General features: G+C 67.9%; 6 protein-coding genes. 2 read left to right on the top strand and 4 right to left on the bottom strand.

The features are described 5' to 3' along the window. Positions 1 to 41: 41 nt before the first annotated feature. The 4 genes from LLH23_12080 to LLH23_12065 all read right to left on the bottom strand — a co-directional run bounded on the left by LLH23_12080 (position 42) and on the right by LLH23_12065 (position 9,658). A complete protein-coding gene (locus LLH23_12080; GenBank protein ID MCE5239213.1) occupies positions 42 to 2,567 on the bottom strand; it encodes a response regulator in 2,526 nt (841 codons plus the stop codon). Positions 2,568 to 2,716: 149 nt separating this feature from the next. Beyond that, positions 2,717 to 7,405 (bottom strand): hypothetical protein, encoded by a 4,689-nt coding sequence (locus LLH23_12075; protein MCE5239212.1) that lies wholly within the window; start codon positions 7,403 to 7,405, stop codon positions 2,717 to 2,719. Beyond that, positions 7,402 to 7,779, bottom strand: coding sequence for a hypothetical protein (locus LLH23_12070; GenBank protein MCE5239211.1), 378 nt, complete (start codon positions 7,777 to 7,779; stop codon positions 7,402 to 7,404). Before LLH23_12070 ends, LLH23_12075 begins: the two co-directional genes overlap by 4 nt. Before the next feature lie 31 nt (positions 7,780 to 7,810). After that, positions 7,811 to 9,658 carry an ABC transporter ATP-binding protein/permease gene (locus LLH23_12065; protein ID MCE5239210.1) on the bottom strand — a complete coding sequence of 616 codons (1,848 nt, stop codon included), beginning with the start codon at positions 9,656 to 9,658 and terminating at the stop codon, positions 7,811 to 7,813. A 19-nt stretch (positions 9,659 to 9,677) separates the two neighbouring features. Between LLH23_12065 and LLH23_12060 the strand changes: the two genes are divergently transcribed. Together LLH23_12060 and LLH23_12055 are read left to right on the top strand one after the other, a co-directional pair. Beyond that, the gene (locus LLH23_12060; GenBank protein MCE5239209.1) at positions 9,678 to 11,015 is read left to right on the top strand and encodes a CehA/McbA family metallohydrolase; all 1,338 of its coding nucleotides are present in this window, start codon (positions 9,678 to 9,680) and stop codon (positions 11,013 to 11,015) included. A gap of 223 nt (positions 11,016 to 11,238) precedes the next feature. Then, positions 11,239 to 13,563, top strand: a complete 2,325-nt coding sequence (locus LLH23_12055; GenBank protein ID MCE5239208.1) for a hypothetical protein — start codon at positions 11,239 to 11,241, stop codon at positions 13,561 to 13,563. Positions 13,564 to 13,629: the final 66 nt, after the last annotated feature.

Below are 13,629 nucleotides of genomic sequence, written 5' to 3'. Positions count from 1 at the left end.
TCGGCTCGTTCAGGGTCGGGGCGCCATGCGGCGCGCCGGGGTCACTCCGTCGTGGGGGACGATGCCTCCCCCGGGTCGCCGGGGTCTGGTAGCAGGGAACGGATCTTGTCGCAGATCTCGACCATGGGGGCGGGCTTGTCGAACCAGGCGTCGGCCTTCATCCACTCCAGCACGGTCTCCGGGTTGCGGTGGAAGTCGAAGCCCATGTCGTCCACAACGGAGGTGAGCATGATGATCGGGGACTTGCGGAAGCGGGGGTCGCGGCGCAGGGCCCGGGCCAGGCGGGCGCCCGAGTCGGTCCGTTCCATCATCATGTCCAGCACAAACGCATCCGGGATCTCGCGGTTGGCGACTTCCAGCGCCTCATCGCTGCGCTCGGCGGCGACCACGGCGAAGCCCGCGCTCTCGAGCATCAGGCGGTGCTGCTCGAGGAAGTCGGGGTCGTCATCCACGATCATGACCTTGAGCGCCCCGGCCCCCACCCGCGGGGCCGCCTCGGCGCGCAGCCGTAGCGTCACCGTCGTGCCCTCGCCCGGCGCGCTGTCTATGAGCAGCTCGCCACCATGGGCTTGCATGATCCCGTGCGCCACCGGCAGTCCCAGCCCCGCCCCGCGTAGGTCCTGCTTGGTGGTGACGAAGGGCTGGAAGACGCGTTCGAGCAGGTGTGGGGGAATGCCGCGTCCCGGGTCGTGGACATCCACCTCGACCATGCGGCGATCCTCGGACAGGCGCCCGGTGATGGTGATGGTCCCGCCCCCGTCCATGGCCTCCAGGCTGTTGGTCAGGACGTTCACCAGCACCTGGGCCAGTTGCGCGGGGTCGGCGACGAGGGGCGGCAGGTTGGCGGGCAGGTGCTGCTCGACGGTGACGCTGGCCGCCTGCAGCTTCGTCTGCAGCTCGCCCAGCGCCCGCGCCACGATGGCCGACACTTGCGTCTCCTCCCACTGCGGCTCGCGCTGCCGGGCGAAGCCCTGCAGACTGGACAGCACCTCGCGGCAGTGCAGCGCCTCGGCCACGATGTTGGCCACGTCCTCCCGCCGCACATCATCGGCGGGCATGTTGTCGCGCAGCAACTGCGCGAACAGCACCAGCCGCGCCAGCGGGTTGCTGATCTGCTGGCCGATGTCGGCCGCCAACTCGCCCATGGAGGCCAGTTGCTGCGCCCGCCAGGCCAACTCGCGGGTCCGCGCCAACTCCTCGCGGCCGCGGGTGATCTGGTCGAGGTTCACCTGCAACTGGTCAATCAGGTACGGCAGGCACATCTCCGGCTCGGCCAGGCCCTGGTAGACGGCGATGGCCTTGTCGCGGCACGTGGGGTAACCGCACGCGCCGCAGTTCAGTTCGTCCGCCGGGGTGAGCTTGCTGGTCTTGGCAAGGATGTCACGGATCTCGGTCTCGGTGGGCTGTGACGCCTGCAGGGGCTGGGGAGTAAAGCTACGGCCTACGTTCACTCCCGCCACCTGCCTGAGCGACCGCGTGAGCTGGCGCGCCTGTCGCTGCAAGGTCCGCACATGGGCCGTCACGCGCTCCTTGCGCGCCAGCAGCGAGAGGCTGTCGGCATACGCCGGGCCCGCGATGCACCCCTCACAAAAGAGCGCATCCACCAGGCGCGGCGCCACATTGCCCTCGCCCAGTTCGCGCAGGGCGGCCAGGCAGCGGTCGGGGCCCTCCACGACCAGGATCGAGTCGTCGAGCACGTCGGCCTCGATGGCCGCCGCCTTCAGCAGCCCCCCGGATACGGGAAAGACGGCGCCCATGTAGGGGAGGGGATCATCGGCCGTTGCGGGCGGCAGCGACGCCGGATCGAGGCCGCGCTGCTGCCAGAGCTCCTGCAGCCCTGTGAAGCTGAGCACGGCATCTACGGCGCCCGCGACGGCGGGAGAGAGACGCTCGACCTTCTTGGCGATGCAGGGCCCGATGAACACGACGGCGGCGCCGGGGGCCAGCTGCTCCTTGACGGCCCGCCCCAGCGCCACCATCGGCGACACGATCGGCGCCAGCATCGGCACCAGTTCCGGCATGTACTTCTCAATGTAGCCGACCAGAGCCGGGCAGGCGGTGCTGATGACCGTGCCCCACGGCCGCGACTTGAGCAGCCGCACATAGGCCGCGGCCACCATCTCCGCCCCGAAGCCGACCTCCATCACCTTGTCAAAGCCCAGCGCTCGCACCCCGGCCACGACATGCCCGGCGTCCAGATGCTCGAAAGCCCCGGGGTAGGAGGGGGCCAGGATGGCGACCACAGGCCGCCGTCCGTCGCGTGGGCCGGGACATCCTGGACCGGCCAGAGAGACGGGAACGTCATCGGCCGGTCCAGGATGTCCCGGCCCACGCGCAGTCAGGCTCAGCAGGCCCTGCACTTCCTCCAGCGCCGACTGCACCTGCTTGGCGTTCTGGGCGCAGACCCGGAGGCAGTTGCCGCACCCGATGCAGCGTTCGGCCATGACCCACGCCTGGCCGCTCTGCACGCGAATGGCCTTGGCGGGGCAACTGCGCACGCAGTTGTAGCATCGCTTGCACTTGGCCGCGATGGTGCTGACGACGCCCTGTACCGGCTGATCGCTCATAGGCGCTCCGTAGCAGCGCGATTGATCGCGCCTTCATATGGCAGCGGTCAGTTGTGCGAGCAGTCAGTCGTGGGAGCGGTCACCGACCGCGACCGATCGGGGTCGGTGACCCCTCCCGCAGCAACCATGCCCCTACAGCAACTGCGCCCCTACCACTGCAGCGCCACCACTGCCTCCCCGGCCCCGACGACCACCAGCGGCGTGCCACCCATGTCCAGCAGCGCCATCTGCGTCACGGGCCCTCCCAGCTCTGCCGCCTTGACCGGCTGAAGCTGCGCATCCAGCTCGTACACGATGCCGTCGCGGCAGCCGGCCACAACCGTCTTGCCGGCGACCGCCAGCGACAGCACCGGCGCGCTGAGCTGGCGCATCGCCTTGACGCTGCCATCCGCGTTGAGCAGATAGACATAGCCCGTCTCGGAGGCGAGGGCCGTCTCGATCTTGCCGTCGCCATCCACGTCCGCGCACTTGACCTCGCGCGCGCCGTAGCCAAAGTTGTCGAAGTTCCAGGCCACACGCCCACGCCACGGGGTACAGGTGAAGGCCCCGGTGGAGGAGCCGTTGACGATGTCCGGCTGGCTGTCACTGTTCAGGTCCGCGACATCGAACACCACGTCGCCCAACTCAGAGTACGCCCCCGCCATGGCCCGGCCCTTGCAGTCCACGACCTCGACCGCGCCGTAGCGATTGCCGGCAACGACCTCGAGCTTGCCGTCCTTGTCCAGGTCTATGAGCCGCATGCGGAACGTGCCGTGTTCGATCTGGTTGAAGCTCCAGACCTTGTTCATCTGCAGGTCGTACCGCACGATGTTGCCATTGCGGGTGCCGACGATGATGTCGAGCTTGCCGTCGGCGTCCACGTCACCCACGCAGACATGAGCCACGCGCGGGTCGCGCACGCTGCTGGTGCCGATGCGCAGTGCCGCGTCGCAGTGCGTCTTGGACAGCACCTTGCCATCGGCGTCGGCGATGTACAGGAACTCATCGTCCGAGGCGACCAGCACCTCGGGCTTCTGGTCGGCGTTGAGGTCGGCCACGCACATGTCATTGACCCGCCCGCCCGTCTCGACCGCCCAGAGCTGCTTGCCGGAGAAGTCGAGGGCCACGCACTTGCTGCCCCGCCCGACGAGCAGCGTGTGCATGCAGGCATCGTGGAGGTACGCACCCACGAGGCGGTTGACGACGGCGACGTCCTTCTCGTCTTCCATGACCGGCGGGGAGGCCCACACCTGCTTCATGGCCGGGACGGTGAGCCTCTCAGCCCCTGCGGGCTTCGGGGCGACAGCCTGCGTGGCAGCCGCGTCGAGCGCGGCGACTGCCTCGCGGCGCATCTGTGTCGTGTTGATCCTCTGCCCGATCTTCCAGACGATGCTTCGGCCCGCCGGGACCGAGAAGTCCTCATCGAGGACCGTAGGCTCCATCGCATGGATGTGGGCATCAGCCGTCTTGTAGTCAATGAGCAGCGAGTACGGGTGGTCAGCGATGGGCTTGCCTCCGGGTGTCAGCCCGCACATCGAGAAGGCGACCCAATTGTCGAGCGTCTGGAGTGTCGCGACCGCGCCCTTCACCCCGGTGTCGAGCAATCCCCACGGCTTCCCGCCGCGCAGGATGAGCACCCGATGATCATCTACGCGCCGGAGGTCCAGGTTGCGCGGCTGGTCGCTGCGGTCGCTGTAGAATAGCACCTGGTCGGTCACGGTCTGTCCGGCCTGCAGCTTCCCACCGAAGAGGTGCCGCAGGTACTTGAGCCGCAGGTTGATGTTGTTGGTGCGGTCGGTGATGGCCGCCTGGGCCACGCCGTCGCCCTTGAGGTAGAAGCAGGCGTCCGGCGCGGCCTTCACAAGGTCCTGCGGTAGCGGCGGAGGCTTAAGCGCGTCAATCGTTGCGACTTCCTTGCCCGCCTTGTCGGCGATGGTGACCTTCTGCAGCATCGTCCCCGGCCCCTCGCGCAGCGTGATCCGGACGATGTGCGTCCCACTCTGGCCGATCTTCACATTGGGTGTCGGCACATCCTTGGTCCAGGCGGCGCTGGAGGGCCCCAGCTTCTCGATGGGCACGTGGCAGGCCACCGGTTCGGCCTCGTCCACCTGCAGCCAGAAGCTGTCGGTGCCGCCGCCGGTGCCCTGACCGAAGAGCGTGATGGCGTACTCACCCGCCGGGAGCGTCACAGGAAACTCCAGCCGCGAGCCCTGGTTGCCGAAGCGCACCACCTTGCCCACACCCTCGGCCTGCGTGTACGACAGGTCGCGGCTGCCCATGCCGCCGGCCGTCGGGCGGCTGACCTTCGCGCAGCGCCCGTCGAACTCCAGCTTGCCCAGGTCCAGCATCTTGAAGACGTTCTCGAAGGTGTAGCTGCCGGGCTGCCGGGCGGTCAGCTCATCCACGACGACGAAGCCCTCGCCCTTGAGCCACAGGATGTTGCGGGTCCAGTCCGCGCCGTTGTAGCCCTGCACTGTCGTGCGGGTGAAGCCTACGCCGGGGAGGTCGGCGTGGGCGTCGAGGCTGGTGAAGGCCGGCTCGAGCACGGCGCACCGCCCGTCGCGCACGATGCTGATCATGTTGTGGTCGGTGGTGTTGCGGACCAGGTAGTCGCCGTCAATCAGCCAGTCCTCGCCATCGGCGTGGTAGCGGATGATGGAGTTGCCGTCGTACTGCAGGTGCTTGCCGCGGGCAAAGCCGTCCAGCAGCAGGAACTGCCCATCCCGGCTGATGTCCTCGCGGAAGCTGATCTTGTCGAAGGACTGCTCGTAGGTGACCTCGGTCTTCTCCGTGCCCTCGCCATACGAGGACGAGGTCGTGGCCCACTTGTAGTACTCCGTGGGCATGCGGTAGACGTTGACACCGACGATCTCGGGCCACGGCTGCGGCGTGATGTCGGTATGGTAGGGGTTCTGCCACTTGCCGCCGTAGATCTGCTGGAGACGCCACAGGTAGCGCGGGTCCCGGGTGTACCAGAACGCCAGCGGCAGACCGTTCAGCTCATAGCCCGGCCCCTTCCCATAGCCGGAGTCGCCGAAGCCGGGAATGTTGCCCTGATTGTCGCACACGCCGGTGAGGTACTCGGCGAACTGACGCACATTGCCGCTCTCAAAGAAGCGGTAGTCGTTACGCGAGAGGGTGTACTCGATGGTATGCCGCGGGGTGATCGTCAGGTAGCCGTCGGCATCGCACTGGGGCTTCCAGCTCTTGAGCTGCCCACGGAAGGCTCCGTGCACCTGCGCCAGGTAGTCGCCGGCGACGTCCCGGTCCGGGTACCAGCGCTCGAACCAGCGGGCCATCCAGTAGACGCCCAGCAGCGGGAAGGTCTGGTGGTTCCAGACGATGGTGTCATTGCTCGCGAAGGTGCCCCAGTTGTAGACATTGCGCCGCATCCCGAGCATCGTGGCGAAGATGACGTTCTCGGCTTCGGCGCGCTCGGTGTCACTCCACACCGGCGCCTCCTCGATCACGTCCCACATCTTCCCGATGTCGTTGGAGCTGGTCTCCTCGGGCCAGTCGAGCTTGTACTGCGGGTCCGTCACGAGCCGCTCGCGGCACAGCCCCATGAGCCGCTTGGCTTGCAACGCCCAGCCTTCGTCGCCGCTATCGCGATAGGCGGCGCAGGCGCGGTGGAACTCCATGAGCAGGCTGGCCGAGGGCTTGCCGGAGAGCAGCTTCTGGCGCTGCTCGTCGTTCATCGGTTTGGCGCTGGAGGCGAAGAGGAGGGGCTGGTCGAGGGCGCAGTCGCGGCTATCGGGCAGCCGTTTGGCCAGTTCCAGCGCCCCGGCCTTCGCGCCCTCCAGGTCGCTGGCCTCGATGGTCAGGACATTGATGTCGCCGAAGTTGAACGGCTGGTGCACGGTCCGCAGCGCGAACGCCCCGGCGCCGGGCCACAGCGAATCCGCGCGGGTATAGCCGTTGAAGTACAGCCGCTCGATGGCGAAGTTGTTGTTCAGATTGCCGAGGGCCAGGATGGTCTGGTCGGTCTTCAGCAACTCGCTGAGCCTGGCCCGGTTGTCCTGCGCCTCCCCCCCGCCCTTAGCGCGGGCTTCCCCTGCGCCCGTAGTGCGGGCTTCCAGCCCGCCCCCGGTCGTCACGCTGACCAGGTGGATCGGCAGCGTCGCGCCGGTCTTGCGCTGGATCGCGGTCTGCAGATCCATCGCCACTTGCCGCCACTGCGGGTCGGAGGGGCAGGCGATGATCGCGGCGGGTTCTCCGCCCCGAGCCAATGGCGTCTGCAGCTTCAGCTTGCGCGGCCCGGCCAACGGCTCCTGGCCAAACTGGAAGATCGCCGTCGCGACCGACGGCGTGGCCGCCGCCTCCTTGAGCGAAGCGTCGTCAATCAGCGTATCGCTGGTCCAGAAGTGCATCGTGTAGACGTAGACACGCGCGGTCTTGGCATCATCGGGGGCGACGCCGCCGAGACTGTAGCGCTTCCAGTCGCCGCCGATCGGGGGGGCGACATAGTTCGAGACATTCCTGGCCTCGGCGCCGCCCAGGAAGGTGATCTGCAGCACGACGGCCTGGTCGTTGTTGCGCGCGATGGCCTTGGCCCACACCGACGCCAGGTAGAACCGCCCGGGCGTGACGGGCACATCCTGCTGCACGCCGATGGCGTAGCGGTTATCGCGCACATTGGGGCCGGTGTCAGTGAGATGGACCGCGGACTTCCCGGTCCGCGCCGTCGCCTCAACCTTGAGCACACTCTCCGGCACGCCGCCGCCGTACTGCGACCAGCCGGCCGGCAGGCCCTTGTCGGTGACTTCCTCGAAAGAGGTGTTCTTGAGGAGTTCCTGCTGGGCGAATAGGGGAGAGGTAGCCGTGGTCAGCAGAAGCACGACATAGGGGGTCAGTCTCATGGCTTCTTGTGCTCCTCAATGATGTGCATCACTTCAGCGATCTCTGCATCCTCCGCGGCCCTGTTGACGCGTCCGTCGCGCAGGCCCCTGACGGCTGATACCGCCAGAGTGCCGCCGATCCCGCCCAACGCGCCGCCAAAGACAGTGAAGAGCAACGCAAACCACTGCGGTGCTCCGGGCGTCATGCCTGCCAGGTTCCAGACTCTGGTCAGCAGTATCAAACAGATCAGCCCCCCGAGCACACCGCCCGCCGCGGTGCCGACGGCCCAGGCCGAGGCGTGCGTGCCGGCACGCCCGCCGGACAGGCAGTAGACTGAGCAGCCAAGGTAGATGAGAACAAGAAGGGCGGGGACCAGCACGAAGATGATGCCCATGCTCCTGTGCCTCGTTTCAGCGGTGGCCCTGCTAGCCTCTCTTGGCCGCCTTTTCCTTCCCCTTGTCTTCCTCAGTCTTGGCCAGGTGCTCGGCTACCTTCTCCTCGGCCTTCTTGAACTGCACCTCGCACAGACGCGCGTACAGCCCGCCCTCCATCGTGGCCAGCTCGGCGTGCGTGCCGCGCTCGACGATCTTGCCCTGGTCGAGCACCAGGATCGTGTCGGCCTCCATGACCGTTGAGAGACGGTGGGCGATGGTGAAGGTCGTGCGGCCCTTCATCAGGCGGTCGAGGGCCTCCTGGATCAGCGCCTCGGACTCGGAGTCCAGGGCGCTGGTAGCCTCGTCGAGGATGAGGATGCGCGGGTTGCGCAACAGGGCGCGAGCGATGCTGATGCGCTGGCGCTGCCCGCCCGACAGCCGGGTGCCGCGCTCGCCCACGAGCGTCTCGTAGCCGTCCGGAAACTCCATGATGAAGTCATGGCAGTTGGCGGCGATGGAGGCTTGGACGACCTCCTCGTCGCTGGCCTCCGGCCGGCCGTACTTGATGTTCTCGCGCAGCGTCCCCATGAACAGGAAGTTCTCCTGCATGACCATGCCGATGTTGCCGCGCAGGCTGGCGATGGCCACGTCGCGCAGGTCCGTTCCATCGAGCAGGATGCGGCCGCCGACCGGGTCGTAGAAGCGTGGGATGAGATGCACGAGAGTCGTCTTGCCCGAGCCGCTGGGGCCAACCAGGGCCGTGGAACTGCCCGGCTCGGCCACGAAGTTGATGTCGTCGAGCACCATCTCGCCCGGCTCGTAGCTGAAGGCCACCTTGTCGAACTCGACGCGGCCCTCCACCCGCCCCAGACGGACGGCATCGCGCCGCTCCTGCAGGTCGGGCACCGTGTCGAGAGTCTCGAAGATGCGCTCCACCGCGGTCATCACGGTGTTGATCGTGTCATTGACCGTGACCAGGGCGATGATGGGCGTGTACAGCATCATCAGGTAGGTGCGGAAGGCGATCAGCTCGCCCATGCTCATGCGGCCGGTCACCAGCACCTCTCTCATGCCGATGAGCAGGATGGCGACATTGGCCACGGTCGTGAGCTGGCCCGCGCCGATGCCCAGCAGCGTCTGCCACCGCCCGGTGCGCAGGTTGAGGCGGATGCTCTGGCGACACTCGTTCACAAAGCGCCGCGCCTCGGCGCTCTCGCGGGCGAAGGACATGATGATCTTGATGCCCGAGATGGACTCCGAGAGCGTCGAGTAGACCTCCGAGTACTGCTCGCGGCTCTCGGCCGCGGCCTGGCGGATCTTGTTGCGGAACACCAGGAAGTTCAGGACATACAGGGGCAGCACGGCGATGGCGCAGAACGCCAGCATCCAGTTGGAGCTGAACAGCACCACGATGATGACGATGACGGTGACGACGTTGCTGACGATCTCGACAATGCCGCCGGACAGGATGCTCTGGACAGCCTCCACGTCATACAACACGCGCGCCATGATGCGGCCGTGGGGGTTGGTCTCAAAGTAGCGCAACGACAGCCGCTGCAGGTGGCGGAAAACGCGCCGACGAACGTCGTAGACGATGCGATTGCCCACAAACAGCAGGATCATGCCACGGGCGTAGGTCACGATCGCCCCGGCGGCGGACAGCGCCAGCATCAGCACACAGGTGTAGACGGCGATGTGCATGGCGTTGGCGCGGGCCAACTCGACGTTGGCGCCGCTGCCGCGGGCGTTCTCCATGAGTCCGGAGGCGTCAATCAGGTTACCCGTTAGCTTGGGCATGGGCAGTGTCAGGGCAGTGCCGATGAAGACCAGCAGCAGCGCCACGCCCAGGTTGCCCCGGTAGTTCTTGGCAAAGCGTAGGAAACGGATGAACAGAGGCATGATATCTTCTTTGGGTAGAGTGCGTTACCGAGTAGTTCCCTGCGCACTGCTCGCCGCCCTGCTTGGCGGCGCGGTGGCCTGGGGGGCTGATCTGTCCGGCCAGGTCAAGGCTGCCACCGGCGAGCCCATCCCGGCCCGCCTGCTGATCCTGAACCCCGCCACCCGGGCCTCGGTGGTGTTGTACACTGACCCGCAGGGCAACTTCAAGTCCGAAGTGCCCGACGGCGCGCTGCGAGTGGTAACAACCCACGGTCCGGAGTGGACCATCGCCGAGCGCGAGGCCCGGGGCGGCGCGCGCCTCGACCTGGTCCTCACCCGCCTGGTGGACATGCCTGCCCGCGGCTACTACGGGGCGGACTTCCACATGCACTCCACCGTCAGCGATGGCAAGCAGACCCCTGCCGAGGTGGCCTTCCACTGCCAGGTCGAGGGCCTGCAGATCGCCGCGCTGACCGACCACCACCAGGTGGCCCAGCAGGAGCCCTGGCTGGCGACGGCCAACGACGCCTTCCTGCCGCTGCGCGGCCAGGAGTTCAGCACCCAGTTCGGCCATGTGGTCGGCGTCAACACCCCTGCGCTCATCCAGAAGGTGATGACCACCGCCCAGGACTTCCTGGACGTGTTCCAGGCCATCCATGCCCAGGGCGGCTTCGCGATCGTGGCCCACCCGTGCGCCCCGACGATGAACTACCAGGCACCCCAGATCCACGACTACGACGCCTACGAGATCCTCAACGGCAGCATCCCGCCGTACGGGGGCATCTTCGACATGGTGCAGGCCCGCAAGGCCTGGCACACGCTGCTATCGCAGGGGCTGCATGTCGCCGCCGTGGGCGACTCGGATAACCACGACAACCTGAATGCCCTCGGCCGCAGCCTTCTGGAGCACCCCGAGAAGGTCGCGCAGATGGACCGGCGCGCCGCGATACTCATGAAGATGGTGGATGTCGAGAAGACCCTCGTGCCATGGGGCTGGAAGGGGCTGCATCCGGGCTTCTACCGCACCTACCTGCAACTGCCTGAGAAGACCCCGGAGGCCGTCCAGACGGCCGTCAAGGCCGGGCGGGGGTTCGTGACCAACGGCCCGCTCCTGGTCGCGACCCTCGACGACCAGCCGCCCGGCAGCCAGATCGCCACCAACGGCCGCGAGACCATCCCGTTCCGCGCCGAGGTGTTCGCCAACAGGCCCCTCGAGCGCCTCGTGTTGGTCGTCAACGGCCAGGAGACCGTTACACTGCAAAGCAACGTCGCACGCCTGGAAGCCGCGCTGCCGCTGAAGGCGGGGGACTGGGTCACGGCGGAGCTGTATGGCCAGTGGCCCGAGTTCGCGACGACGAACGCGTGGTACGTGAAGTAAGGCGGGAGTCGGGAGCCGGGAATCGGGAATCGGGAATCGGGATTAGGGAAGCCGCTGCGGGGCGAGCCGCGCCTTGAGCGCCGGAGGCGCGGCTCATGCTAGGCGGGGGCGGAAGCCCCCGTCACGCTCGGCCCCCCAACTCCTCCCTCCGCGTCCCTCTCTACGGCGCCCCGCTCGCCCTGCTGGATGACATCTGTTGTTGGGAGACCTCATCGTGGATCACATGCCCCTTCGTGTCTATGGTAGCCCTTCTCTGGCCGACCTCCGCCCCGTGCGCGGCGGTGTGCCCCTGGCTGAGGGCGCCGCACCGGCCGGTGCGGTCTTCGCGCTGACCGACGCCGCCGGTGCCCCATTGCCGCTGCAGACCGAGGTGCTCGCCACCTGGCCCGACGGCTCGGCCAAGTGGGTGCTGCTCGACTTCATCGCCGCCCCTCCGCCCGGAGGTGCGGTGGACTACACCCTCCGTTGGGATGGTGCCCCAGCCGCAGCGCCGGACGCGTCCGTTGCCGCCGCCGAGGGCATGCTGCGCGTCGGTGACGCCGCCGCGGTCAGCACCGGCGGCGACAGCCTCCTCACCGTGGGCGACGGCCTCGCGACCGATCTGCTCGTCGAGGACGAGCACGGTGTCACCTGGCGTGCGCAAGCGGAGCACACCGCTATCGCCGCCGCCGGCCCGGTGCGCGGCACGCTCTGCCTGTCGGGTGCCTTCCGCAACGAGGGGGGGGAGAGGTGGTTTGACTTCCGCCTGTGGGTCAGCGCCTTCGCCGGGCTACCGCGGCTCTTGCTCGAGCCCCTGGTCATCATCAACGCCGACCAGGGACTGGTCCAGCGGCTGCGGCGCCTGCGTGTCGTCTTCCACCCGCGGGCAGGCGTCGCCACCGCCTCTGTCGGCGGCGCCGACGAAGCGGGCCTGCCGCTGCGGCTGGTGCAGGTGGATGATGAGCAACTTGCCCTGAATGGCCAGGCCCGGGCGGGGCAGGCTCCGGGTTGGGTTGAGGTCCCCGGCCAGTTCGCGGTCGCCCTGCGCGACTTCTGGCAGCAATGGCCCAAGGGCTTCACCGTGGACGCGGAGGGGGTGTCGCTGGAGTTGCTGCCGCCCTTCACGCCCGGCACGTTCGACCACATGGGCCCGTGGTACAAGCACGATTACCTGTTCGAGGGTGACTGCTACCGCCTGCGCACCGGCCAGGCCCGGCGCTGGCAGGTGTGGCTCGACCCGCAGGGCGACGGGCCGGCTCTGGCCGAGGCCGCCAACGTCCCCCTCGTCGTCTCCGCCGACCCCGCCACGGCTCTGGCCACGGGCGTCTGGGGCCCGCAGATGCCCGCCGGACCGTCCACGGCCGCCTACGACACCTGGGCGGAGCAGCTCTTCGACGTCTACATGCTGTCGCTCAAGAAGCACCGCGACTACGGGGCGATGAACTGGGGCGACTGGTGGGGCGAGCGACGCAGCAACTGGGGCAACCACGAGTACGACACGCCGCTGCACATGCTGGTGCAGTTTGCCCGCACCGGCGACCCGAAGTACCTGCGCGCCGGCGACATCACGGCCCGGCACATGGCCGAGGTGGATGTCGTCCACGCCGCCAACGAGGACCTGGCGCGTTACTACCGCGAGGACATCGGCCACGGGCTGCCGGCGCGGCCCGGCATCGTCCACCAGCACTGCATCGGCCATGTCGGCGGCTTCCACCCGGTCGAGCAGATCCGCGAGCTGTACGTGGGCTTCTACCGCGAGGCGGGCCACGACCGGCCCAACCCCTACCTGTGCCTGGACCCCAACAACCTCGGCCACGTCTTCACCCAGGGCATGGCCTACCACTACCTCCTCACCGGCGACCCGTGGGTGCGGGAGACGCTGACGCAGATCGGCGCGAACCTGTGCGCGCTGATCGAGGAGCAGGCCTACCAGTTCAAGGGCTGGGACCACTGCGGCCGGGTGAACGGCTGGACCATGCTGGCGCTGGCCGGCTGCCACGATGTCGCGCCTGCCGAGCGCCTCATGGCAGCCATGCGCAGCCTCGCCGACGATGCCCTGTCCGAACAGGACCCCAACTGCGGTGGCTGGCTGTATGAGCTGCCCTGGGGCCACTGCTACTGCGAGACGCGCAAGCATGTCGGCGAGGCGGGGTTCATCAGCGCGGTGCGGGTCAACGGCCTGGCGCGCTACTACGGCCTGACCGGTGACGAGCGCATCCCCGAGGCCGTCCGCCGCGCCGTCACGCACCTGAACAATGACACCTGGCGCGAGCAGGACAGCGACTGGCGCTACACCTCGTGCCCGGCCACCTCGCTCATGCGGCAGTTCGGGGTCATCATGATGGCCCTGCGCAACAGCGTGGTGCTGACCGGCGACGAGGAGCAACTGCGCATCCTGCGCCAGGCGTGGCAGGCGAAGCTCACGCGGCTGCAGGAGGAGTTGGGGGCGCTGCTGACCGGGGACGACGCCCCGTGGTTCGGCAAGGAGTCCATGGGCAAGGAGTACGGTGCCACGGCGTACGGCTGCGGCGAGACGATGGGGCTACTAGCCAGCCTGGACGAGTGCTAGCCCCGACCTGCGTGAGTTCGCGCACTGACGGGAACAGGTCGCGGGTGTCGCGTCGTGTGCGACGGG

The sequence above is a fragment of the bacterium genome, assembly GCA_021372615.1.
Classification (GTDB): domain Bacteria; phylum Armatimonadota; class Zipacnadia; order Zipacnadales; family UBA11051; genus JAJFUB01.
This window is presented reverse-complemented; position numbering and strand designations above follow the sequence as displayed.

Excerpts from the sequence above, each read along its gene's own strand:
- LLH23_12080 (MCE5239213.1), bottom strand. The coding sequence starts at position 2,567 with ATGAGCGATCAGCCGGTACAGGGCGTCGTCAGCACCATCGCGGCCAAG.
- LLH23_12075 (MCE5239212.1), bottom strand. The coding sequence starts at position 7,405 with ATGAGACTGACCCCCTATGTCGTGCTTCTGCTGACCACGGCTACCTCT.
- LLH23_12070 (MCE5239211.1), bottom strand. The coding sequence starts at position 7,779 with ATGGGCATCATCTTCGTGCTGGTCCCCGCCCTTCTTGTTCTCATCTAC.
- LLH23_12065 (MCE5239210.1), bottom strand. The coding sequence starts at position 9,658 with ATGCCTCTGTTCATCCGTTTCCTACGCTTTGCCAAGAACTACCGGGGC.
- LLH23_12055 (MCE5239208.1), top strand. The coding sequence starts at position 11,239 with ATGCCCCTTCGTGTCTATGGTAGCCCTTCTCTGGCCGACCTCCGCCCC.